Annotated in this window: 21 protein-coding genes and 1 tRNA gene; 18 read left to right on the forward strand and 4 right to left on the reverse strand. The window is 65.3% G+C overall.

All coding sequences use genetic code 11. From position 1 onward, the window contains the following. Positions 1-64 precede the first annotated feature (64 nt). A complete protein-coding gene (locus tag Q376_RS0106880) occupies positions 65-1,099 on the forward strand; it encodes an AraC family transcriptional regulator (protein ID WP_027349701.1) in 1,035 nt (344 codons plus the stop codon). A 21-nt stretch (positions 1,100-1,120) separates the two neighbouring features. Here Q376_RS0106880 and Q376_RS0106885 read toward each other — a convergent pair whose 3' ends face one another. The 3 genes from Q376_RS0106885 to Q376_RS0106895 form a co-directional block, all read right to left on the reverse strand. Further along, positions 1,121-2,248, reverse strand: coding sequence for a zinc-dependent alcohol dehydrogenase family protein (locus Q376_RS0106885; RefSeq protein ID WP_027349702.1), 1,128 nt, complete (start codon positions 2,246-2,248; stop codon positions 1,121-1,123). A 42-nt stretch (positions 2,249-2,290) separates the two neighbouring features. Further along, positions 2,291-3,076, reverse strand: a complete 786-nt coding sequence (gene attM / locus Q376_RS0106890) for an AttM family quorum-quenching N-acyl homoserine lactonase (protein WP_027349703.1) — start codon at positions 3,074-3,076, stop codon at positions 2,291-2,293. 339 nt (positions 3,077-3,415) lie between these two features. Further along, positions 3,416-3,502: transfer RNA gene (locus tag Q376_RS0106895), tRNA-Leu, on the reverse strand. 132 nt (positions 3,503-3,634) lie between these two features. On the opposite strand from Q376_RS0106895, the gene queA reads away from it, so the two are divergent. From queA to secF, 5 genes are all read left to right on the forward strand, one after another. Next, a complete protein-coding gene (queA, locus tag Q376_RS21680) occupies positions 3,635-4,711 on the forward strand; it encodes a tRNA preQ1(34) S-adenosylmethionine ribosyltransferase-isomerase QueA (RefSeq protein WP_052365037.1) in 1,077 nt (358 codons plus the stop codon). A 21-nt stretch (positions 4,712-4,732) separates the two neighbouring features. Further along, the gene (gene tgt / locus Q376_RS0106905) at positions 4,733-5,848 is read left to right on the forward strand and encodes a tRNA guanosine(34) transglycosylase Tgt (protein WP_027349704.1); all 1,116 of its coding nucleotides are present in this window, start codon (positions 4,733-4,735) and stop codon (positions 5,846-5,848) included. Between the two features lie 197 nt (positions 5,849-6,045). Then, the gene (gene yajC, locus Q376_RS0106910; RefSeq protein ID WP_027349705.1) at positions 6,046-6,375 is read left to right on the forward strand and encodes a preprotein translocase subunit YajC; all 330 of its coding nucleotides are present in this window, start codon (positions 6,046-6,048) and stop codon (positions 6,373-6,375) included. A gap of 127 nt (positions 6,376-6,502) precedes the next feature. After that, entirely contained in the window at positions 6,503-8,347 is a 1,845-nt protein-coding gene (gene secD / locus Q376_RS0106915) for a protein translocase subunit SecD (protein ID WP_027349706.1), read from the forward strand. Positions 8,348-8,357: 10 nt separating this feature from the next. Next, positions 8,358-9,263 (forward strand): protein translocase subunit SecF, encoded by a 906-nt coding sequence (gene secF, locus Q376_RS0106920; RefSeq protein ID WP_027349707.1) that lies wholly within the window; start codon positions 8,358-8,360, stop codon positions 9,261-9,263. A 524-nt stretch (positions 9,264-9,787) separates the two neighbouring features. Here the strand turns inward: secF and Q376_RS0106930 are convergent. Further along, positions 9,788-10,591, reverse strand: a complete 804-nt coding sequence (locus Q376_RS0106930) for an inositol monophosphatase family protein (protein WP_027349708.1) — start codon at positions 10,589-10,591, stop codon at positions 9,788-9,790. 360 nt (positions 10,592-10,951) lie between these two features. Between Q376_RS0106930 and Q376_RS0106935 the strand changes: the two genes are divergently transcribed. The 12 genes from Q376_RS0106935 to der all read left to right on the forward strand — a co-directional run bounded on the left by Q376_RS0106935 (position 10,952) and on the right by der (position 22,685). Further along, positions 10,952-11,791 (forward strand): RNA methyltransferase, encoded by an 840-nt coding sequence (locus tag Q376_RS0106935; protein WP_425402425.1) that lies wholly within the window; start codon positions 10,952-10,954, stop codon positions 11,789-11,791. A gap of 232 nt (positions 11,792-12,023) precedes the next feature. Beyond that, on the forward strand, positions 12,024-12,494 hold the full coding sequence (iscR, locus tag Q376_RS21685) for a Fe-S cluster assembly transcriptional regulator IscR (protein WP_043446614.1): 471 nt from the start codon (positions 12,024-12,026) through the stop codon (positions 12,492-12,494). Positions 12,495-12,564: 70 nt separating this feature from the next. Beyond that, on the forward strand, positions 12,565-13,731 hold the full coding sequence (locus tag Q376_RS0106945; RefSeq protein ID WP_027349710.1) for an aminotransferase class V-fold PLP-dependent enzyme: 1,167 nt from the start codon (positions 12,565-12,567) through the stop codon (positions 13,729-13,731). Between the two features lie 77 nt (positions 13,732-13,808). Continuing rightward, on the forward strand, positions 13,809-14,135 hold the full coding sequence (gene iscA / locus Q376_RS0106950; protein ID WP_027349711.1) for an iron-sulfur cluster assembly protein IscA: 327 nt from the start codon (positions 13,809-13,811) through the stop codon (positions 14,133-14,135). Positions 14,136-14,322: 187 nt separating this feature from the next. Then, positions 14,323-14,748 (forward strand): nucleoside-diphosphate kinase, encoded by a 426-nt coding sequence (gene ndk / locus Q376_RS0106955; protein ID WP_027349712.1) that lies wholly within the window; start codon positions 14,323-14,325, stop codon positions 14,746-14,748. 67 nt (positions 14,749-14,815) lie between these two features. After that, complete coding sequence (gene rlmN / locus Q376_RS0106960) at positions 14,816-15,949, forward strand: dual-specificity RNA methyltransferase RlmN (RefSeq protein ID WP_043446617.1); 1,134 nt, start codon at positions 14,816-14,818, stop codon at positions 15,947-15,949. A 91-nt stretch (positions 15,950-16,040) separates the two neighbouring features. Next, the gene (locus tag Q376_RS21690) at positions 16,041-16,793 is read left to right on the forward strand and encodes a tetratricopeptide repeat protein (protein WP_081803435.1); all 753 of its coding nucleotides are present in this window, start codon (positions 16,041-16,043) and stop codon (positions 16,791-16,793) included. Between the two features lie 24 nt (positions 16,794-16,817). After that, complete coding sequence (locus Q376_RS0106970) at positions 16,818-17,795, forward strand: RodZ domain-containing protein (RefSeq protein ID WP_027349714.1); 978 nt, start codon at positions 16,818-16,820, stop codon at positions 17,793-17,795. A 93-nt stretch (positions 17,796-17,888) separates the two neighbouring features. After that, the gene (gene hisS, locus Q376_RS0106975; protein WP_027349715.1) at positions 17,889-19,169 is read left to right on the forward strand and encodes a histidine--tRNA ligase; all 1,281 of its coding nucleotides are present in this window, start codon (positions 17,889-17,891) and stop codon (positions 19,167-19,169) included. 78 nt (positions 19,170-19,247) lie between these two features. Further along, positions 19,248-19,910 (forward strand): YfgM family protein, encoded by a 663-nt coding sequence (locus Q376_RS0106980; protein ID WP_027349716.1) that lies wholly within the window; start codon positions 19,248-19,250, stop codon positions 19,908-19,910. Next, on the forward strand, positions 19,907-21,067 hold the full coding sequence (gene bamB, locus Q376_RS0106985; RefSeq protein ID WP_027349717.1) for an outer membrane protein assembly factor BamB: 1,161 nt from the start codon (positions 19,907-19,909) through the stop codon (positions 21,065-21,067). Before Q376_RS0106980 ends, bamB begins: the two co-directional genes overlap by 4 nt. A 211-nt stretch (positions 21,068-21,278) precedes the next feature. Then, on the forward strand, positions 21,279-22,685 hold the full coding sequence (gene der / locus Q376_RS0106990) for a ribosome biogenesis GTPase Der (protein ID WP_027349718.1): 1,407 nt from the start codon (positions 21,279-21,281) through the stop codon (positions 22,683-22,685). Positions 22,686-22,728 lie beyond the last annotated feature (43 nt).

Consider the following 22,728-nt stretch of genomic DNA (forward strand, 5'->3'; position numbering starts at 1 on the left):
AATAATCGAGCGACCAAGTCGTCATGCTCATCCCACCTGCCTCTCCTCTTGGGGATCAGCCGCCATGAGCGATCCAGCCACGCAGCGGAAAATCGTCGACGCCGCCAGCCGTTACAGCGACATCGACGAGCGATATTACGAATGGGAAGACGGTCTATCCTCGGCAGGCTTATCCCTGATACTCCCCAAGAGCAACTTTTCAACTTTCGATTGGTGTGTCACCGGCTATCATTTCGACCAATTGATCGGTGGGATTCTCACTTCAAGCGAACACGACATTCAAAGGCGACAGGGCAACTTGTTCGCCGTGCCCGACCATGTGCTGCTGTTCATCGTCCTGGTCGGTGGGCTCGACTGCCAGTGTCGCGGACGTCGCTTCGAAGTGGGGCAAGGCGATATCCTGATCCAGGACATGTCGCAGCCGATTTCGATCGGCATCCGCGCAGGGAGTTGCGGCCCTTGCACCTACCAGTACTTCATACTGCCGAAGAGCTCGATGGCGTTTTCGGTCGATATCGCACCGCTTCATGGCCACTGCCTGCACGCCGCCAGCCCCCTCAACCGCATGCTGCGTGGGCATCTCGCAACGATGCTCGCGCTGTTCGATCAAATGACGGAGATGGAGGTGAAGGGTGTCGGCAAGGGGGCCTCCAACCTGATCATCGAAACGCTGGCGCTGCTCAGCGGCAAGGCACTCGACTCCCCCTTCGAGCACAGTACCAAACTCGAGCAGGTGTGCCTGTTCATCGAGTCCCATCTTGCCACCCAGCTGACGGTGGAAATCCTCTGCAAGCGCTTCGCGCTATCGCGTGCGAGCCTCTATCGCCTGTTCGAACCGCTCGGCGGGGTCGCCTGCTTCATCCGCAACCGCCGCCTGGCGATGGCGCAGCGTATGATGCGTGATCCCAGCATGCGCCACTTGAGCCTTTCCTCGATCTCACGGCGCAGTGGCCTGGAACCGAGCGTGCTGCGCCATCACTTCATCCAGCACTATGGCGAACCACCGAGGGAGATTCGCCGCGAGCTGCGCACCCAGTTCGCCCAAAGAACGCATGCCCAGCACGAGCCCACCCACGTCGGCTGGGTCAGCACGCTGTAGCGCGCGGCGATCCGGTCCGGATCAGTCGAACAGTACGATCTGGCGAATTGCCTCTCCCCCGGCCAGGCGCTCGAAACCAAGATTGATCTCGTCGAGTTTCAGCGTATGGGTAATCAGCTTGTCGACCGGAAGCACACCCGCCTGGTACATGCCGATGTACTCGGGAATGTCGAGCGACGGCACGTGCCCGCCGAGATAGGAGCCGAGCAGGCGGCGCTCCTCGGCCACCAACTGGACCGGACTCAAGGCGAAACGGGTGCTCGGATGCGGCAGCCCGGCGGTGACGGTGACCCCACCCTTGCCGGTGGCGGCGAAGGCGAACTCCAGCGCCTTCGCGGCGCCGGCGAAATCGGCAGCGACGTCGACACCGCCAGCGCTCAGTTCCCGCACCCGCGCCAGGGCCTGGGGATCGCTGCTGTCGATCACTGCCGTGGCACCGAAGGCCTTCGCCTGCTCCAGCTTGGCTGGATTGACGTCGGCGGCGATCACCTGCCGTGCACCGCTCGCCAAGGCGCCGAGCACCGCGGACAGGCCGACGCCGCCAAGCCCAACGACCAGCACCGACTGCCCCGCTCTCAGCTTCGCCGTGTGCAGCAAGGCCCCGACGCCGGTGAGCACCGCACAGCCGAATACGGCCGCGATCCGGAACTCAAGGCTCGGATCGATGCGCACCGCCGACTTCTCAGAAGCGACCAGATACTCGGAGAAGCCGGAGACGCCCAGATGATGGTTGAGATAGTGCCCGGCGCGATGCAGACGTCGGCCGCCGCCAAGCAGCACGCCCTCGCCATTGGCCTGGGCACCCGGCGAGCAGAGCGCCGCGCGCCCGGCCAGACAGTAAGGGCAGGCGCCGCAGCTGGGCACGAAGGAGAGCGCCACGTGATCGCCCACCTCGAAGCCGCTCACCCCCTCGCCGAGCTCGACCACCTCTCCCGCCGCTTCATGACCCAGCGCCATTGGCAAAGGCCTGGGGCGGTTGCCATCGATCACCGACAGGTCGGAGTGGCAAAGGCCAGCGGCGCGCACCTTGACCAGGATTTCACCACGCCGAGGCGGGTCGAGCTCGAGCTCCTCGACCACGAGCGGCTGACTGAGGGTGTAGGGTCGCGAGGCGCCTTCGTGGCGCAGTACCGCCGCACGGGTCTTCATCGATGATCTCCTTTGTCAGTCGCGACTCGCCGCCCCAATGGGTCAGTCATAGTATCTGGGCGAGCGCTTGAAACCGGGCCAGGCGCTGGGATCGTGCCCGGTCACTACCAGTGCGGAGTGTTTCTCGGCCAGCGCCTTGAGCTTTCGCACCGAACGCACCGCATCGGTCGCCGAAGCGACGAAGCCCGGCAGCGCCTTCTCGTCCCAATGATCGGTGGTATAGGCGGCATCCACGGCCAGCAGCACGGCACCCTGCCTGGGAAGCTGGATGAGGAAACTGGCGTGGCCGGGAGAGTGGCCCGGTGTGAAAATGAACCTCACCACACCATCGCCGAACACATCGTAGCCATCGTCCCCATCCTCGAGCAGGAACCAGTCGATACCGGGGCGATCGATGTCGGCGTCGATATAGGCATTGGCCGCGAACCAATCGGGGCTATGGGCGTATTCGTACTCGCGCCGGGTGACGATGTGCTTGGCATTGGGGAACCGCCCGGTCGCCCCGGTATGGTCCAGATGCAGATGGCTCTGCAGTACGTAGCGCACCGACTCCGTCGCGATCCCCATCCCCTCGAGCGCGGCCACGCAGCCCTCGTCCGCGCTCATCACCGGCCAGTAGACCTCGGTGATCGCCCCCCAGTGCGCCACCGGATCGAGCGCGCACTCCACCGCGCAGCCGCCGTCGATCACGATGTTGCCCTTGGGGTGAGTGATCAAGTACCACGGTACTGGAATCTCATAGGGCGCCTGTGAGTGGTTCATCTTGATGTTGCACTCACGGCACTCGAGCATGCCGGTTTGCATCATGTAGAGCCTGGTCTCGGCCATCCTCGCCTCCTCCGTCACACCCTGGGATGACGATCACCCGCCGGCCAGCCACAGGGCATCGTCCCATCGAGTCTAGGACCAAGGCCTCGAGCTGGCTGCCCGATTTTGGTATGAGCCGCGAAGAAGAAGAGCGCGGGTTCGCCTGCCGCGCTGCGGCGTGGCTATCGATGGATGAAAGGCGATGGATGAAAGGCGATGGATGAAAGACGATGGACGCAGGATCGACGATGCCCGGTCGCGGATTTCCGCCAACCGGATCGCAGACGACTATCGAAAAGGGGAAAAAAGCCGAATGGGAGAAAAAACAACAGGGGTGGGGGTGGAGCTAGGGCTAGGAAGTGGTACCAGCGGTCGGACTCGAACCGACACGGGTTTTACCCCGGCGGATTTTGAATCCGCTGCGTCTACCGATTTCGCCACGCTGGCACTTCGAAGCGACGCCATTATACGGCCAAGTGCTGGAGCGTCAATGACTTCCTCGAGCGAATTGTCTATCATGTCGCCCCTTCTCCAGGGCTGCGCGCGGCGGCCCTCGAACCGATCGGCCAATTCTTCCAGATGCAGCGTTCCGACTTCCAATTCGATCTCCCCACCGAACTGATCGCCCGCTACCCCTCCGAGTCGCGAAGCGACTGCCGGCTGCTGTGCGTGGACGGTGATCTCGCATCGCTCGAGCATCGCCGCTTCAAAGACCTGCTGGAGCGCGTCCAGCCGGGCGATCTGATGGTGTTCAACGATACCCGGGTAGTGCCGGCACGACTGCACGGCCAGAAGCGCAGCGGCGGGCGGGTCGAGATCCTGCTCGAGCGGCCGCTCGACGCCCACCGGGCACTGGTGCATCTGCGCTCGAGCAAGTCGCCGAAGCCGGGAAGCGAGCTGGACTTCGAAGGCGGGGTCACGGCGGTGGTCGAGGGACGACGCGATGCGCTGTTCGAGCTGCGCTTCCATGGCGAAACGCCGCTGCTCGAGCTGCTCGAGCGACATGGCCATATGCCGCTGCCGCCCTATATCGAACGTGCCGACGACGAGCGTGATCGCGAGCGATACCAGACCGTCTACGCGCGCCATAAGGGCGCAGTGGCGGCACCTACGGCGGGGCTGCATTTCGACCAGGCGATGATGGCGGCGCTCGAGGCCCGCGGGGTCGAGACCGCCTTCGTCACTCTCCATGTCGGCGCGGGGACTTTCCAGCCGGTGAGGGTCGATGACATCACCGAACACCACATGCACAGCGAATGGCTCGAGGTCGACGAGACCACCTGTGCCAAGGTGCGCGCGGCCAAGGCGGCCGGCCGCCGGGTGATCGCGGTGGGCACCACCAGCGTTCGCTGCCTCGAGACCGCGGCGGCGAGCGGCGAGATCGCCCCCTATCGCGGCGACACCGACATTTTCATCCGCCCCGGCTATGCGTGGCGCTGCGTCGATGCGCTGGTGACCAATTTCCACCTGCCCGAATCGACGCTTTTGATGCTGGTCTGCGCCTTCGCCGGTTTCGACACCACCATGCGCGCCTATCGCGAGGCGGTGGCGCAGGGCTACGCCTTCTTCAGCTACGGCGACGCGATGTTCCTGACCCGCCGCACCCTTCCAGATCCCTGGCCGGCCCTTTCGCCGTCTGGCGGTCAATCCGAGTAAGCGATGAGAGACCAATGCTTCATGCGCTTCGAGCGCATCCATTCGGACGGCCGCGCACGACGCGGCCGGCTGCACTTCCCCCGCGGCACGGTCGAGACGCCGGCGTTCATGCCGGTGGGCACCTACGGCACGGTGAAGGGAATGACACCCCGGGACGTCGAGGCGATCGGAGCCGAGATCATTCTCGGCAACACCTTCCATCTCTGGCTGCGCCCGGGAGTGGAAGTGATCGAGGCCCATGGCGACCTGCACGACTTCGCCCAGTGGCAGCGCCCGATCCTCACCGATTCGGGCGGTTTCCAGGTCTTTTCCCTCGGCGCGATGCGCAAGATCACCGAACAGGGCGTGCATTTCCGCTCGCCGGTCGATGGTGCCAAGGTGTTCATGGGACCGGAGGAGTCGATGGCGGTACAGCGCTCGCTCGGCTCCGACATCGTGATGATCTTCGATGAGTGCACGCCCTACCCGGCCACTCATGATGAAGCCGAGCGCTCGATGGAGCTGTCGCTGCGCTGGGCCAAGCGCTCGCGCGAGGCGCATGGGGATTCGCCCTCGGCGCTGTTCGGGATCATCCAGGGCGGAATGTATCGCGACCTACGCGAGCGCTCCCTGGCCGGCCTTGCCGAGATCGGCTTCGACGGCCTGGCGATCGGTGGCCTCTCGGTGGGCGAACCGAAAGATGAAATGCTCAAGGTGCTCGACTACCTGCCGACCCTGATGCCCGAAGACAAGCCGCGTTACCTGATGGGCGTCGGCAAGCCGGAGGACCTGGTCGAGGGGGTGCGCCGCGGGGTCGACATGTTCGACTGCGTGATGCCGACGCGCAACGCGCGCAACGGCCACCTGTTCACCGCCGAGGGGGTGGTCAAGATCAGAAACGCCGCCCATCGCCACTCGACCGAGCCGCTCGAAGCGGACTGCGACTGCTACACCTGCAGGAACTTCACCCGCGGCTATCTCCATCATCTCGATCGCTGCGGAGAAATGCTCGGTGCGCAGCTCAACACGATCCACAACCTCAGACATTATCAGCGCCTGATGGCCGGTTTGCGGAGCGCTATCGAAGCGGGTAAATTGGCCGCCTTCGTCGATGACTTTTATGCGCGACGGGGCCTTTCGACTCCCGCTCCCGAGTGACTTCGGCCTCGCCGGGCGGTGGACGAAAGCGGCTTCGGCGCGCGGGTTCGCCGCGGGCGACGCACGCCTCCGACAGGTCGCGTGCGTCGCCCGCGAAGCCGTGATCGAGGCAAGCCCGGCGATGTCCGCCGCGCCGCGCAGGCCGTGCGAACCACCTACAACCACTCCACCTCAACGCAATCATCAGAGGATACGTCATGCTCGACTTCTTCATCTCATCGGCGCACGCCCAGGAAGCCGGGGCCGGCGGCGGGGCGATCGCCCAGATCGTCATGCTGGTCGGTTTCGTGCTGATTTTCTACTTCCTGCTCTGGCGTCCGCAGTCGAAACGCGCCAAGGCGCACCGGCAGCTGATGTCCCAGCTGTCCAAGGGTGACGAAGTAGTGGTCGGTGGTGGCCTGGTCGGTCGCCTGACCAAGGTCGGTGACGAATTCGTCACCGTCGAGATCTCCGAAGGCACCGAAGTCAACGTGCAGAAGAGCGCGGTCGCCACGGTTCTGCCGAAGGGCACCCTGAAGTCCCTCTGATCGTTCGGGCGCTGCGTCCCTCGATGGGACGCGGCGACGATCGCCACGCCGCACACGAGACGACGGCGATCCTCGCGCCCTGATCGGCATCCCCTCTGTCTCCATCAGCAACCAGGACCAAGCCTCGATGCTGAATCGCTATCCTCTGTGGAAGTACCTGCTGATACTTCTATTGCTCCTCATCGGCGCGGTCTATGCGCTGCCCAACCTCTATCCAGAGGAGCCGGCGGTGCAAATCAGCCGCGACCGAGGTGCCGCGATCTCCCAGTCCGACATCGATAGATCGGTCGAGGCGCTCGAGCAGGCCAACATCAGCGTGCTGCGCGGCGAAATCGAACCGGACGGCACCGGACTGATCCGCCTCGACGACATCAACCAGCAGCTGCGCGCCCGCGACCTGATTGCCGAGACCCTCGGCACCGGCTACGTCACCGCGCTCAACCTCGCCGACGCCACGCCCTCCTGGCTGCGCGCGATCGGCGCTTCACCGATGAAGCTCGGCCTCGACCTTCGTGGCGGCGTGCACTTCCTGCTCGAAGTCGATATGCAAGGCGCGCTGGAGCAGCGCCTCAACAGCAACGCCAGCGCCATCCGCCAGACCCTGCGCGACGAGCAGATCCGCTATCGCGACAATCGCGTCGAAGGCAACCAGATTCGCTTCACCTTCGCCAGCCCCGAGGACTTGAGCCGGGCAAGCCAGCTGATCCAGCCGCAGTATCGGGACTTCAGCTACTCGTCCCAGAACCAGGGCCGCGCCTCGACGCTGGTGATGACCATGACCTCGCAGGCGATCAACGAGCTGCAGGACTACGCGGTCAACCAGAACCTCACCACCCTGCGCAACCGGGTCAATGAACTCGGGGTATCGGAGCCGATCGTCCAGCGACAAGGGCCCAGCCGCATCGTGGTCGAGCTGCCTGGCGTGCAGGACACCGCCGCCGCCAAGCGCATCGTCGGCGCCACCGCCAATCTCGAGTTCCGCCTCGAGGCGCTGCCGGACACGCCGGCGGGCGACCAGGAAGCGATCCCGTTCCGCAACGACCCCAACCGCCAGGCGGCGGTGATGCGTGATGTCATCATCACCGGCGACCGGGTCTCCAATGCCAGCCGCTCGTTCGACGAGAACGGCCGTCCGCAGGTCAACATCAACCTCGATGGTCCTGGCGGCGCGCTGATGAACCGTGCCACCCGCGCCAACATCGGCCGCGCCATGGCGGTGGTGTTCATCGAGCATCTTGCCGATCCGATCGCGCCAGGGCAGGCGGAGGACGCTCCTCGCCAGACCCGGACCGAACGCGGCATCATCAGCCTCGCGACGATCCAGAGCGCACTCGGCAACCAGTTCCGCATCACCGGGCTGGATTCGCCAGCCGAGGCCCAGGAGCTCTCGCTGCTGCTGCGCTCGGGCTCGCTCGCCGCGCCGATCTACTTCGCCGAGGAGCGCACCATCGGGCCGAGCCTCGGGCAGCAGAACATCGACCGCGGAATCACCTCGATCTTGTTCGCCCTGGTGCTGCTGCTGGCCTTCATGATCATTCGCTACAAGGCCTTCGGCGTGGTCGCCACCCTCGCCCTGGTGGTCAACCTGATCCTGCTGATGGCGATCATGTCGATCCTCGGCGCCACCCTGACCCTGCCTGGCATCGCCGGGATCGTACTGACCCTGGCCATGGCGGTGGACGGTAACGTACTGATCTACGAGCGGATCAGGGAGGAGCTGAGAACCGGGATGGCGATCCAGCAGGCGATCCATGCCGGCTACGACCGCGCCTTCACCTCGATCATCGACTCGCAGCTCACCACCCTGCTGGTCGGGGTGATCCTGTTCTCGATCGGTACAGGACCGGTACAGGGCTTCGCAGTGACGCTGTCGATCGGGATCATCACCTCGGTCTTCACCGCGGTGATGGTCAGCCGCGCGTTGACCAACCTGGCCTTCGGCGGTCGCCCGCTGAAGAAACTCTGGATCTGAGGACGACGCGATGAAACTCATAGACTTCATGGGCAAGCGCCACATCGCCTACATCGTCTCGATCCTGCTCTCGGTGATCGCGATCGGCTCGCTTGCCGTCAAGCAGCTCAATCTCGGTCTCGACTTCACCGGTGGCACCCAGGTCGAGGTTCACTACGCCCAGGCGCCCGAGCTCGACGATGTACGCGAGGCCCTGGGCCAGGCAGGTTACGCCCACGCCTCGGTGCAGACCTTCGGCGCCGAGACCGACATCCTGGTGCGCCTCCAGCAGGACTACAGCGAGAACGTAGGCGCGCAGATCGTATCGGCCTTATCGACTCACGGCGAGGACGTCCAGCTGGTGCGCGCCGAGTTCGTCGGCGCCCAGGTCGGCGAGCAGCTGCGCGACCAGGGTGGCCTCGGGCTGCTGCTGGCGCTCGGTGGGATCATGATCTACCTGGCGTTGCGCTTTCAGTACAAGTTCGCGATCGGCGCGGTGGTGTCGCTCGCCCACGACGTGCTGATCGTGCTGGGGATCTTCTCGCTGTTCGGCCTCGAGTTCGACCTCACCGTGATGGCCGCGGTGCTGGCGGTGCTCGGCTACTCGCTGAACGACACCATCGTGATCTACGACCGCATCCGCGAGAACATCCAAAAGTCGCGCAGCAACGACATCGCGCGCCTGTGCAACGATGCGGTCAACCAGACCCTGGCGAGGACGGTGGCGACTTCAGGCACCACCCTGCTGGTGCTGTTCGCTCTCTATCTGATGGGCGGCGACATGATCCACAACTTCTCGCTGGCGCTGATCATCGGCATCTTCCTCGGCACCTTCTCGTCGATCTACGTCTCGGCGGCGCTGCTGGTGCTGATGAACCTCAAGCGCGAGGACCTGATCCCGACCAAGCGCGCCGAGGTGGAGGAGGAGCTGCCCTGAGGGCGCCCTGCTCTTCGCCATCGACCCCCGCGCCATTTGGCCGGGGGTTTTTGTTTGACCGCGCACCCCCTCATGGGTGAAAAGCGAGCTAAGTCGGTAAGCCAAAACCGAAAAAAGGCCCCTCGCGGGGCCTTTTCACAGACTGCTGACAAAGTATTTGAAGATGCCACGATGGTTTCCAGCCGCCTCCGAGAGCGCGCTGGACGGCAATCGATTGCACCGGGGTTTGCGACATGGATGTCGCAAAAGGCGCGCCCGGACAGGGATGTCCATGCGCGCCGACCCGAGGACAAGCGATTGATCGGCCAGGGTTTCGCGATCTCGTGGCGGCGCGTCCCCCTCAAGGGGGAGCGCGAGGGGACCGCCCCTCGCATCTAAACGAGCGATAGGCTCGTTGGAGCGAAAACGGTTCTCCACTCGCCAGGATCGAAAGCGTCGCTGAGTCTAAAGGGGGTTTGTCATTAATCTGAAAAAGGCCCCTTGCGGGGCCTTTTCAGGGTGTTGCGCGATCCGGTGCGGCGTGATCAGAGCTCGCGAAGACGCGGGGCGAGCAGCTGGATCAGCGGCTTGAACAGACGCTGGCCGGAGGCCATCAGCACCTTCTCGGCGGCAACCTGGGGCGAGCCGTCGGGCTGTCCGATCAGCGCACCGCTCTCCTTGAGCAGCAGGCTGGCGAGGCTGAGGTCATGGTCGTCGAGACCGAGGGCGAAGGCGGCGTCGACCCGCCCGGTGGCGAGTTCAGCGAGATCGAGCAGCGAACAGCCGCTGGCGCGCAGCACATCGACCTGGGTGCCGAGCGCCTCGACGAGCTTCAGATAGGCTGGCTGATAGCGGCTGCGCATCCAGCTCTCCGGCAGCCCCAGCGCGACTCGGGCACCGGTGACCGAGGAGACCGTCGGCACGCGCATGCGGCGCTGGTTGAACTGTACCCCGCGACCGCGGCTGACCAGGTACTCCTCGTCGGCGAAGGGTACGAGCAGCACCGCGTGCTCGGGGCGTCCCTGGTAGAGGCAGACCATCGACATCGCCCAGGCCGGGGAGCCGGCGGCGAGGTTGGCGTAGCCGTGCTGGAGCTCGATCTTCCAATGATAGTCGCGCCCATCCCCTTCACCGTCGCGATGCGGGGTGAAGCGCCCCGAGATACCGTGCTGCGGATAGCCGCGGGCGAACTGCTTGACGATCTGCTGCTCGGCGAAGCGGGCGGTCTCCTCGAGCATGTTGTCGAGCAAACGGTCCTCACGCGCGACGTCGATCTTGTCGCGAATGCGGAAGAAGTGTTCCTGGGCGCCGCGCAGAGCGCGCAGGGAAAATTCGACCATCGGTTGCATAGCGTTTGTCGTCCATCGATAGAAAGCGAGCCTCCGTACGCCTCGGCGTCGGTCGGAACTCACCAGGGAAACTGTTAAAGAGCGACCGCCGGCAGCCTCGAGACGACCGTGGACACGGGCGTCTTGCAGGATATGCAGCGGAACAAACGAAAGAATTGAACTGGCAGCTGGGTTCGTTCGCGAGCGCGAACAGGCCGCGTAGTCTAACAGAACTGTTTCCCAGCGGTCATCCACCTCATGACCGACCGCAGCCAAAGCCAGACCTCCAGGCCATGATAGACTCCCGCCTTCGCTGACATGATTCGCTGACATGAATAGCGCAGCCCCAATCCGCAACGACCGCGACACCGAGGAAAACAGATCGTGCCCCACCCTAGCGCCCCGCATCCCACTCCTCCAGCCTGGCTCGAGCGCGTGCGTATCGTGCTGGTCGGCACCAGCCATCCCGGCAATATCGGCGCGGTCGCCAGGGCGATGAAAACCATGGGACTGCGCGAACTGGCATTGGTCGCTCCGCGTTGCGATCCCTATACCTCGGAGGCCGTCGCCCGCGCCTCCGGCGCGGATGAGCTGATCCACGCGGCCACCCGCCACCAGCGGCTGGAAGAAGCACTGTCCGACGCAGGCTGGGTGGTCGGCTGCAGCGCCCGCACCCGCACCATGCCCTGGCCGATGATCACGCCGCGACGTTTCTCCTCCAGGCTTGCCGACGAAGTCGCCGCCGCGGGCGAAGAGGCACGAGTCGCCATTCTCTTCGGCCGCGAGGACACTGGCCTCACCAACGACGAGCTCGCTCACTGCAACGCCCACGTGCACATCCCCACCAATCCGGAGTTCGGCTCGCTGAACATCGCGGCCGCCGTTCAGCTGATGGCCTACGAGGCTCGCCAGGCCTGGCTCGAGGCCGTCGGAGACGACGAGTCGACGCCACTGGGCGAGCGCCTCGATGCAGACCAGGCGCTGCAAACTGCGATGGAGAGCGTCGAATGGGACAACCCGCGGGCCAGCCATGCCGATGTCGAACGGCTGATCGAGCATCTCGAGCGCACGCTGATACTCACCGGCTTCCACGATCCGGCCCAGCCCCGCCAGCTGATCCCGCGCCTGCGCAGACTGCTGCTGCGTGCGCGGCTCGACCAGATGGAGACCAACATCCTTCGCGGCATCCTCACCAGCGTAGAGCGCCTGGCCAAGCGTTGAGCCCGAGCATGGAGGTGCGCCATTGTGCCGCAGCCGGGCCGCCGGCCAAAAGTTGACCAAAAAACTCAAGTTTGTTCATAATGAATGCGTTTACTGCACTCACGGCGCCCGCCGATCAGCCCGCATGACTGGTCGGCGGGCGCCGTGGGACGCCAGACCGACTCACTCCCGGAGCCCGAAATCGCGCTGGTTACGCTTTCCCTCGAGCTCCCACTGCGCCGGAACCATAAAAATGCGCCTGACCACCAAGGGACGATACGCAGTCACCGCGATGCTCGACCTCGCGATCAACGCCCATAGTGGCCCCATCAGTCTCGCTGAAATTTCCAAACGCCAGGAAATCTCGCTCTCCTACCTCGAGCAGCTTTTCGCTCGACTGCGCCGCTCCGGCCTGGTCAACAGCGTGCGCGGGCCCGGCGGCGGCTACCGGCTCAGCGACCAGCCCGCGGCGATCTCGATCGCCCGGGTGATCGACGCGGTCAGCGAATCGATCGACGCGACTCGCTGCCAGGGGCGCGGCGATTGCCAGCAGGGCACCACCTGTCTCACCCATCATCTGTGGTGCGACCTGTCCGATGCGATCCACGGCTTCCTCGATGGCATCACCCTCTCCGATCTGCTTGCGCGCCGCGACGTCCAGCAGGTCGCCGAGCGCCAGCGCTTGAACATCGACGATGAAGCGCTGATCTACATGACCAAGTAAACTGACTGGATTTCAGCCGATGCCGACGGGGATTGTCGCCCTCCCGCCGACCAGGAACACGAGCACGCCCATGTCATCTGCGCCGATCTATCTCGACTATGCCGCCACCACCCCGGTCGATCCACGGGTGGCGCAGGCGATGGCCCGCCACCTGGGCCTCGACGGCACCTTCGCCAACCCCGCCTCGCGCAGCCATATGCTCGGCTGGCTGGCAGAGCAAGCGGTCGAGGGCGCCCGTCGCCAGGTCGCCGACCTGCTCAATGCCGACCCGCGCGAAATCGTCTGGACCTCCGGAGCGACCGAAGCCGACAACCTCGCGCTGATCGGCTACATGCGCGCCAACCGCGCGCGCGGTCGCCACCTAATCACCTCGACCATCGAGCACAAGGCGGTGATCGATACCGCGCATGCGCTGGAGAACGAGGGATTCGAAGTCAGCTGGCTCAAGCCGTCGGCGGACGGGCGCATCCGCCCCGAGGCGCTCGAAGCGGCGATGCGACCGGACACCATCCTGGTCTCGCTGATGGCAGTGAACAACGAGCTCGGCACGGTGAACGATCTCGAGGCGCTGGGGAACATCGCCCACCGCCACGGCGCCGTCTTCCACGTCGACGCGGCCCAGGCCGCCGGCAAGCTGGCCCTCGATCTCGAGCGGTTGCCGATCGACCTGCTCTCGCTCTCGGCGCACAAGATCTACGGTCCCAAAGGGATAGGCGCGCTGTACGTTCGCCGCGACACGCGGATCGAGCCGCTGATCCACGGCGGCGGGCACGAGCGCGGCATGCGCTCGGGAACGCTCGCCACCCACCAGATCGTCGGCATGGGAGAGGCGTTCGCCCTCGCTGAGCTCGAGCGCGGAGACGACATGCAGCGCATCGCCGAGCTGCGCACGCGCCTGCTCGAAGGGCTGGGCGAGCTCGAGGGCGCCCGGCTCAGCGTGCCTGAAGGCCACGGCATGGCCAACATCCTCAGCATCGGATTCGATGGTGTCGATGGCCAAGCGCTGGTGATGGCGCTGCGCCGGCTGGCGCTGTCCACCGGCTCGGCCTGCAACTCGGCGAGCGTCGCTCCCTCCTACGTGCTCACCGAGCTCGGCGTGCCCACCGAGCGCGCCCTGGCGACACTCAGGATCAGCCTCGGCCGGTTCAGCACCGCGACCGAGATCGACACCGCGATCGAGGACATCCGCGAGGCGCTGGACAAACTGCGCACGGACAGCCGCGCCCAGTCGGCCTGAGCGGAATTTTCGCGGCGATTCGCTCAAGACATCGGTCGCCGCGTCGATAATCAATCCAAGCAACCTAGGAGTGCGACATGGCTCACATTTCGATCAGCGAGGCCGCCGCGCGCCAGATCCAGCGCGTCCTCGCCGAACGCGGCCAGGGACTGGGACTGCGCGTAGGGGTCAAACCGAGCGGCTGCTCGGGTTACAGCTACGTACTCGACTTCGCCGACGAGCTCGCGCCCGATGACCGCTCCTTCGAGGATCACGGCGCACGCGTGGTCATCGATGCGAAGGCGTTGGAAATGCTCGATGGCACCGAGGTCGACTACGTCAGCGAGGGGCTCAACCAGCTGTTCAAGTTCAAGAACCCCAACGTCAAGGACGAGTGCGGCTGTGGCGAGAGCTTCAGCGTCTGACCCGTCGCGTCTGGATGCAAGGGCGGGTGCGAACGGCTATAATGCTGCGCCTTCGTATACCCGCCGCAAGCCTTGCCCGATCACGAGCCCACTCGTTTCATTCCAACGGGCGGTTGGCGGCCATCCGAACGACCTCTTTACCGCCCTGAAACGGCGGTGATCACCCAAGACCTGACAAGGAGCCCTCATGGCGACCGAACGCACTCTCTCGATCATCAAGCCCGACGCCGTTGCCAAGAACGTGATCGGCGAGATCTACGCTCGTTTTGAACGCGCCGATCTCAAGATCGTCGCCGCCAAGATGGTCCACCTCTCCCGCGAGAAGGCCGAAGGCTTCTACGCCGAACACAAAGAGCGCCCCTTCTTCAAGGATCTGGTCGAGTTCATGACCTCGGGCCCGGTGATGATCCAGGTGCTCGAAGGCGAGAACGCGGTACTCAAGAACCGTGACCTGATGGGCGCCACCGATCCGAAGAAAGCCGAGCCGGGCACCATTCGCGCCGACTTCGCAAGCTCCATCGACGCCAACGCCGTCCACGGCTCCGACGCCGTCGAATCCGCCGCGCGCGAAGTGAGCTACTTCTTCTCCTCGGATGAGATCTGCCCGCGCTGATCGACATCGCTGCGTCCGCCGACATCCGGCGGACGCTCACTCCTCCCCTGCGACCCATCCCGCCACCATGACCCAACCGACCGCCACCACCGATACTCCTCTGCTCAATCTGCTGGGCCTCTCCCACGGGGAGATGGTGCAGTTCTTCGACGAGCTCGGAGAGAAGGCCTTTCGCGCCGCCCAGGTGATGAAATGGATCCATCAGGAAGGAGTCATCGACTTCGCCGCGATGACCAACATCTCCAAGGCGCTGCGCGACAAGCTGGCGCGCGTCGCCGAGGTACGCGTACCGTCGATCGCCTATCAGGGTGAATCGAAGGATGGGACCCGCAAGTGGGTGGTCGAAACCGAGGGCGGCAGCCTGATCGAGACCGTGCTGATCCCGGCCGAGAATGGCAATCGCCGCACCCTCTGCGTTTCCTCGCAGGTAGGCTGCTCGCTGGACTGCAGCTTCTGCTCGACCGGGAAACAGGGCTTCGCCCGCAACCTCACCAGCGCCGAGATCATCGGCCAGGTGTGGATCGCGACCCATACCGGCGGCGCCTACGCCGACGGCCGCAAGCCGGTCACCAATGTGGTGATGATGGGCATGGGCGAGCCGCTGATGAACTTCGATCCCGTCGTCGCCGCGATGAAACTGATGCTCGACGACAACGCCTATGGCCTGTCCAAGCGCCGGGTCACGCTCTCGACCTCGGGCGTGGTGCCGATGATCGACCGCCTCGGCGATGTGCTCGACGTGAGCCTTGCGATCTCGCTGCATGCGCCGACCGACGAACTGCGCAACACCCTGGTGCCGCTCAACCGCAAGTACAACATCGAGAAGCTCCTCGATGCTTGCCATCGCTATCTCGAAAAGTGCGGCGACACCCGGATGATCACCATCGAATACACCCTGATGAGCGGGATCAACGATCAGCGCGAGCACGCCGAGCAGCTCGCTGAACTGCTTCGAAACATTCCTTGCAAGATCAACCTGATCCCCTTCAATCCCTTCCCCGGGTCGGGCTATACCAAGCCGTCGCGCAACCAGGTGATGCGCTTCCAGCAGTGGCTGTTCGAGAAGGGCTACAGCGCACCGGTACGCATGACCCGCGGTGACGACATCGACGCCGCCTGCGGCCAACTGGTCGGCCGGGTCAAGGATCGAACTCGCCGTCAGGCGCGCTACATCCAGACCCTCTCGATCGACGCAGACTGAAGTGGCCTACTGCGTGGCTTGACTTCACCGAGATGCGACGATTCCATGATGCTCGCCCCACGTCCATTAGCTCGCCGACGGTAACCACCGGATGATTCCACCCCGTCTCCCAGCTGGCCGCCTGGCCGCCCTCGCCTTAGCCGCCCTGCTCGGCGGCTGCGCCGTCGCGTCGACGGGGGATGGGCGAAACCCAGGGGCCGCCTCGGCCTATGCCGAACTGGGCATGGGCTACCTCGGCCAAGGCGAAGGCGATCGCGCCCGGCAGGCCTTCGAGCGCGCGCTGGAGCAGGACCCGCACGACCCTACCGCACTGCACGGCATCGCCCTGCTCGAGCATCGCGCGGGCAACGATGAGGTCGCCGAACGCTACTACCAGCGTACCCTGCTCGAACTGCCCAGGCGCGACCAGCGAGGCGCAGACGAGATTCTCAGTGAGACCCCGGTACGCAACAACTACGCAGCGCTACTCTATGAGCGACAGCGCTATGGCGAAGCCTGCGAGCAGCTCGAGCGCGCCGCTAAAGACACCACCTATGCCGGGCGGGCGCGGGTGCTGGTCAACCTTTCCCAGTGCCAGCTGCACCTCGGCGAAACGGCAGCGGCGCGCGCCAGCCTGAATCTCGCCGAACGCATCGCGCCCGACCAGCCCACGGTACTGCTGGCGTTGGCCTATCTCGACTATGCCGAGCGCGACATGGGTGCATCGCGCGCGCGGCTGACGCAATATGAACGCCTCGCGGGACTTACTCGCGAAGGGCGAGCGCTCCACGACGCCCTGGAAAACACTGCGGATGCCTCGCCGAATACGCTCGAACCTGCGTCGTCGGCCATCGATCAACCGTAACCGCGCCCAACAAGGACATCTCGCATGAGCGAACAGCCATCTTCCGCGGCACCCAGGACTCCGACGCAGCCGGCCGGCGACATGCTGCGCCAAGCCAGGGAGCGCAAGGGGCTGGGGATAGAACAGGCCGCCGCTCAGCTCAACCTGCGTCCCTCGCTGATCTCCGATCTCGAAAGCGAACGCTACGACCAGCTGCAGGTGCCCGCCTATCGCCGCGGCTATCTGCGCGCCTATGCGCGCCTGGTCGGCATAGACGCGGCCGAAGTCCTCAGGGCGCACGATGCGATTCACGGCAAGAGCGATACCCATGACGCGCTGCGGGCCACCCCGATCCAGGCGGTTCGCCGCCCGAGCCGCCTGGGCAAGCTGGTGTTCCGCCTGGTCACCGTCATCATCCTGCTGGTGCTGCTGGGGCTGACCGCGCTCTGGTGGCAAAGCCGCGACGGACTGCCCAATTTCGCCGAGAACACCCCCGGCAGCGATGTTTCAAGCGAAGCGCTCGAAGAAGAGCCATCCACGCCGCCTTCGGCACCGGTCGCACCGGCTGCCTCGCTGAGCGGCGAGGTCATCGATCTCGACGCCGCACTGGCGGTCGCAGGCGCCGAGGCCAGCGAGGCAATCGGCGGCAACGGCCTGCAGATCGACGTCGGCGAAGGCGTCAATGGCGCCCAGCTCACCGCGAGCGAGGCTGCGGCCCTGAGCAACCAGAGCCGCAGCGCACCGAGCCAGGACGAGCAGGCATCGGCGGCCGCGAGCGGAGAAGACGTGCTGTCGTTGAGCTTCCGCGAGGCGTCGTGGGTCGAGGTTCGCGATGCCAACAACATGGTGGTGCTGACGGGGCTTCAGCCCGCCGGCAGCGAGCGCTCGGTGGAAGGCGCACCACCGCTGCGGCTGGTGATCGGCAATGCCAGCGGCGTCTCGCTCAGCTTCCGAGGCCAGCCCGTGGACCTGCCCGCGCGCACCGGCGGCAGCAACGTCGCCAGATTCACCCTCGGCGAATGAACCAATATCCAAGCCACGACGACCGTATCGATAGGCGTGGCAGCAGGATGAGCAGAAGCAAGGCCGCAGACGAGGCCGTTTCGGGAGTCGACATTGAGTAAGCTACAGGCCATTCGCGGTATGAACGACCTGCTGCCAGACCAGTCTCCGGTCTGGCAGTACGTGGAGAACACCTTCAAGCGGCTGCTGTCGCGCTACGGGTACCTGGAGGTTCGCGCGCCGGTGCTCGAGCAGACCGCGCTGTTTCGCCGTTCGATCGGCGAGGCGACCGACGTGGTCGAGAAGGAGATGTACACCTTCGACGACCGCAACGGTGAGAGCGTCACCCTGCGCCCCGAGTTCACCGCCGGCATAGTGCGCGCGGTGATCGAGCATGGACTCGCCCACAACCAGACCCAGCGGCTCTGGACCACCGGCCCGGTATTTCGCTACGAACGTCCGCAAAAGGGGCGCTATCGCCAGTTCCATCAGCTCAGCGTCGAGATCTTCAATCTCGAAGGGCCCGATATCGATGCCGAACTGATCCTGCTCTCAGCGCGACTGCTGCGCGAGTTGGGGCTCTCCGACCAGGTCACCCTCGAGCTCAACTCGCTCGGTACCAAGGAAGCCCGCGCTGCCTATCGCGCCACTCTGGTCGAGTATCTGAACGCGCACCGCGAGGTGCTCGATGAGGACTCGCTGCGCAGGCTGACCACCAACCCTCTGCGTGTGCTCGACTCGAAGAATCCCGAGATGGCCGCGATGCTGGCCGGCGCGCCGCGCATGCTCGACCATCTCGACGCAGAGTCCGAGGCCCACTTCGAGCGGCTCAAGGCGAGCCTCGACGAGACCGGCGTGCGCTACGTGATCAATCCGCGCCTGGTACGCGGCCTGGACTACTATTCGCGCACCGTATTCGAGTGGACCACTACCGCGCTGGGCAGCCAGGGCACGGTGTGCGGCGGCGGCCGCTACGACGGCATGGTCGAGGAGCTCGGCGGCAAGCCGACCCCGGCGATCGGCTTCGGCCTAGGCATCGAGCGGCTGGTGCTGCTGCTCGAGACCCTCGAACTGGTGCCCGCCTCGGTGCACGAACACCTCGACGTCTATCTGACCGCGCTGGGTGAACGTGCGCAGCAGCGGGCACTGCCACTCGCCGAACGGCTGCGCGATGCGTTACCCTCCCTGCGCCTGCAGCTGCACTGCGGCGGAGGCAGCTTCAAGAGCCAGATCAAGAAGGCCGACCGCAGCGGGGCGCGTATCGCCCTGCTGCTCGGCGAAGAGGAGTGCGAGCGCGGCACGGTGGGAATCAAGTTCCTGCGTGAAGAGCGCGAGCAGGAGAACATTCCCCAGGCCGCGCTGGTCGAGCGGCTGGCGCTGGAGCTAGGCGCCTGAACGACGCCGCACTGGCGCGGCACGGATGAATCGGCTCGGACCGCGATCGCGGCCGGTACGCAGACAGGAGAACGATGCGTGGCGCAAGACTTAAGAGATGACGACGAACAGCTCGACGCGCTGAAGAGCTGGTGGAAACGTCACGGCACCTCGCTGGTGGCCGGCGTGCTGCTGGCCGCCGCTGGGATATTCGGTTGGAACGCTTGGCAGAGCCATCAGGCCAACCAGACCGCGGCCGCCTCGCAAGCCTTCGACCAGCTGATCGCACTGACCAGCGACTTCAACGTGCTCGATGACGAACAGCGCGCTCAGGTCGATCAGCTCGCCGAACAGCTCAGCGACGACCACGGCGGCACGCTCTATGCCGAACTCGCCCGCCTGATACAGGCCCGGGTGGCGGTCGATGCCAACGACCCAGACACCGCGATGGCGAGCCTGAGGCAGGTGATCGACGGTGCCAAGCACGACTACGTCAAGGCTGTGGCGCGTCTCGATCTGGCACGGGTCCAGGTCGACCGCCAGCAGTACGAAGAAGCGCTCGCGAACCTCGAAGGTGAGCTTCCCGAAGGGCTCCTCGCCCAACAGGCCAACGTGCGCGGCGACGCGTTCCAGGGCCTGGGGCGCTTGGACGAGGCGCGCGACGCCTATCGTACGGCGCTCGATCTCGCCAAGCAGCACGACCTGCCGATCTATGGCGTACAGCTCAAGCTCGACGATCTCGCGCCCCAGGAGGCTTCATGAACTCGCGGACCCCAATGCGCAGCCTGATGTGCGCCCTCGGTATCACCATGCTGCTCGCAGGATGCGGCGGCGGTGTCAAACCCGATCCGCCACCCAAGGAGCTGGGTGACATCCAGCCGCAGGTCCGCCTCGACCAGCAGTGGTCGCGCGGTATCGGCGACCTGGGCCGCGCCCGCTATCCGCTCGAACCCGCACTCGACGCAGGCGTGCTCTATACCGTCAACGCCGAGGGCCGGCTACGGGCGATCAACGCCGAGAGCGGCGAGGTCAGCTGGGAAAGCGAACTCCACGTGCCGGTCTCGACCGGGGTCTCGGTCAGCGCCGGGCGGCTGTTCATCGGCACGCGCAAGGGCGAAGTGCTGGCGGTGAGCCTGGGCGATGGCAACATCGTCTGGCGTACTCAGGTCGCGAGCGAAGTGCTGACCACGCCCCAGGCGAACAACAGCCTGATCGTGGTGCAGAGCGTCGATGGCACCCTCACCGCGCTCGACAAGCTCACCGGCGACCAGCGCTGGCTCTACGCTGCCTCGCAGCCCACCCTCACCCTGCGAGGCACCGGCACTCCACGCACCATCGATCCGGTCACCTTCGCGGGCTTCGCCAACGGTCGGGTCGGGCTGTTCGACAACCGCAGCGGCGAGATGATGTGGGACATGCGCATCTCGGTCCCCCAGGGGGCCAACGAGGTCCAGCAGCTCACCGACGTGATCGGCCAGCCGGTGCTGACGCCTGACGGTCGGCTGTTCGTGACCAGCTACAATGGCCAGGTGGTAGCGGTCAACGTGCAGAACGGCCAGACGCTGTGGAGCCGGGAGCAGTCGAGCTATCGCTCCCCGCTGCTAGTGGGCAATACGCTGTTCACCGTCGACGAGCGCAGTCACGTCCACGCGCTCGATGCCAACAGCGGAGAGCCGCTGTGGGAGCAGGATGGCCTCGAAGGCCGCCAGCTGACCGCGCCGGTATTCGTCGACGGCCAGATCGCGCTGGGTGACTACGAAGGCTATGTCCACCTGCTCAACGCCGGCAGCGGCGAGATGGACGGCCGCGCGCGGATCGGCGGCGACGGTATCGGCGTACCGCTGCTGAGCGATGGCAACCGTCTCTATGCGCTGTCCAACTCGGGCAAACTGGTCGCGTTCCAGCTCATCGCCCAGTAAGCTCCAGGCGGAGCGGCGAACGTCGCTCCGCCCGCCGGCACCTTCGGCCTCTATTCCCTGCCCCCTATATAGCCGCCGCGCTTTTCGCTACCATTCACTCCCAATCGCCCCGCCCGCCGACCGATCGCCACGCGCATCGGACTCGTATTTCGGCCGGGAAGCCACATTCTAGAGCGCAGTTGATCTGGCCGCGCCAATCTCGAGCATCGAAATGAACCCCGTGATCGCACTGGTCGGCCGTCCCAACGTCGGCAAGTCCACCCTCTTCAATCGCCTGACCCGCTCGCGCGATGCCATCGTCGCCGACTTTCCCGGGCTGACCCGCGACCGCCAGTACGGCAATGGCCGCCTCGGCGAAAAACCCTTCACGGTGATCGACACCGGCGGAATCAGCGGCGACGAGCAAGGCATCGACGCGGCGATGGCGGAGCAGTCGCTGCTGGCGATAGACGAGGCCGATATCGTGCTGTTCCTGGTCGATGCCCGCGCCGGGCTGACGCCGACCGACGAGGCGATCGCCCAGCACCTGCGGGTCAACCAGAAGAAGACCTGGCTGGTGGTCAACAAGACCGACGGCCTTCCCGAGGAGACCGCCACCGTCGAGTTCCACGCCCTCGGCCTCGGCGAACCCTACCCGATCGCTGCTTCCCATGGACGCAACGTCACCCAGCTGATCGAGCTCGTGCTCGAGCCATTTCCGGAGCCCAGCGATACCGAGGCGCACCCGGAGCTCGATGGCAAAGGCATCAGGATAGGCGTGGTCGGTCGTCCCAACGTCGGCAAGTCGACCCTGGTCAATCGCCTGCTGGGCGAAGAGCGCGTGGTCGTGTTCGATGAGGCCGGCACCACGCGCGATGCGATCGAGATTCCCTTCGAGCGGCGCGGCAAGCCCTATGTGCTGGTCGACACCGCGGGTATCCGCCGGCGCAAGAACGTAAGCCTGATCGCCGAGAAGTTCTCCATCGTCAAGACCCTCGATGCGATCAAGTCATGCAACGTCGCGGTGCTGGTGCTGGACGCACGCACGGGCCTGGTCGAGCAGGATCTCCACCTGCTCGACTACGTGCTCAATACCGGCCGCGCGCTGGTGCTGGCGGTGAACAAGTGGGACGGGCTCGAGAGCGAGGCGAAGGAGAAGATGCGTACCGAGATCAAGCGACGCCTGGGCTTCGCCGACTATGCGGACCTGCACTTCATCTCGGCACTGCACGGCACCGCGGTAGGCGATCTCTACCCCTCGATCGAGCGGGCGTTCAAGAGCGCCACCGCGCACTGGACCACCAACCGCCTCACCACCCTGCTCCAGGACGCGGTCACCGAGCACCAGCCACCGATGGTCAACGGCCGCCGGATCAAGCTCAAGATGGCCCACCAGGGCGGTAGCAACCCGCCGATCATCGTGGTTCACGGCAACCAGATCAATCAGCTGCCCGAAGCCTACAAGCGCTACCTGATCAATACCTTCCGCAAAGTGCTCAAGGTACGCGGCACCCCGATCCGCTTCGAGTTCCGCTCGGGGGCCAACCCCTTCGACGCCAACCCCGACGCCACCGACCGGGAGAAAGCCAAGGCACGCCAGCTCGCACGCACCCGCGAGGCGCGGCGCAGCAAGCGCTGAGCCCCGCCCACTGACTGGCGCAGGGGCCAATTCACCTTTACCG

Source organism: Halotalea alkalilenta DSM 17697, assembly GCF_000621205.1.
Lineage (GTDB): Bacteria > Pseudomonadota > Gammaproteobacteria > Pseudomonadales > Halomonadaceae > Halotalea > Halotalea alkalilenta.

Excerpts from the sequence above, each read along its gene's own strand:
- Q376_RS0106880 (WP_027349701.1), top strand. The coding sequence starts at position 65 with ATGAGCGATCCAGCCACGCAGCGGAAAATCGTCGACGCCGCCAGCCGT.
- Q376_RS0106885 (WP_027349702.1), bottom strand. The coding sequence starts at position 2,248 with ATGAAGACCCGTGCGGCGGTACTGCGCCACGAAGGCGCCTCGCGACCC.
- attM (WP_027349703.1), bottom strand. The coding sequence starts at position 3,076 with ATGGCCGAGACCAGGCTCTACATGATGCAAACCGGCATGCTCGAGTGC.
- queA (WP_052365037.1), top strand. The coding sequence starts at position 3,635 with ATGCAGCGTTCCGACTTCCAATTCGATCTCCCCACCGAACTGATCGCC.
- tgt (WP_027349704.1), top strand. The coding sequence starts at position 4,733 with ATGCGCTTCGAGCGCATCCATTCGGACGGCCGCGCACGACGCGGCCGG.
- yajC (WP_027349705.1), top strand. The coding sequence starts at position 6,046 with ATGCTCGACTTCTTCATCTCATCGGCGCACGCCCAGGAAGCCGGGGCC.
- secD (WP_027349706.1), top strand. The coding sequence starts at position 6,503 with ATGCTGAATCGCTATCCTCTGTGGAAGTACCTGCTGATACTTCTATTG.
- secF (WP_027349707.1), top strand. The coding sequence starts at position 8,358 with ATGAAACTCATAGACTTCATGGGCAAGCGCCACATCGCCTACATCGTC.
- Q376_RS0106930 (WP_027349708.1), bottom strand. The coding sequence starts at position 10,591 with ATGCAACCGATGGTCGAATTTTCCCTGCGCGCTCTGCGCGGCGCCCAG.
- iscR (WP_043446614.1), top strand. The coding sequence starts at position 12,024 with ATGCGCCTGACCACCAAGGGACGATACGCAGTCACCGCGATGCTCGAC.
- Q376_RS0106945 (WP_027349710.1), top strand. The coding sequence starts at position 12,565 with ATGTCATCTGCGCCGATCTATCTCGACTATGCCGCCACCACCCCGGTC.
- iscA (WP_027349711.1), top strand. The coding sequence starts at position 13,809 with ATGGCTCACATTTCGATCAGCGAGGCCGCCGCGCGCCAGATCCAGCGC.
- ndk (WP_027349712.1), top strand. The coding sequence starts at position 14,323 with ATGGCGACCGAACGCACTCTCTCGATCATCAAGCCCGACGCCGTTGCC.
- rlmN (WP_043446617.1), top strand. The coding sequence starts at position 14,816 with ATGACCCAACCGACCGCCACCACCGATACTCCTCTGCTCAATCTGCTG.
- Q376_RS21690 (WP_081803435.1), top strand. The coding sequence starts at position 16,041 with ATGATTCCACCCCGTCTCCCAGCTGGCCGCCTGGCCGCCCTCGCCTTA.
- Q376_RS0106970 (WP_027349714.1), top strand. The coding sequence starts at position 16,818 with ATGAGCGAACAGCCATCTTCCGCGGCACCCAGGACTCCGACGCAGCCG.
- bamB (WP_027349717.1), top strand. The coding sequence starts at position 19,907 with ATGAACTCGCGGACCCCAATGCGCAGCCTGATGTGCGCCCTCGGTATC.
- der (WP_027349718.1), top strand. The coding sequence starts at position 21,279 with ATGAACCCCGTGATCGCACTGGTCGGCCGTCCCAACGTCGGCAAGTCC.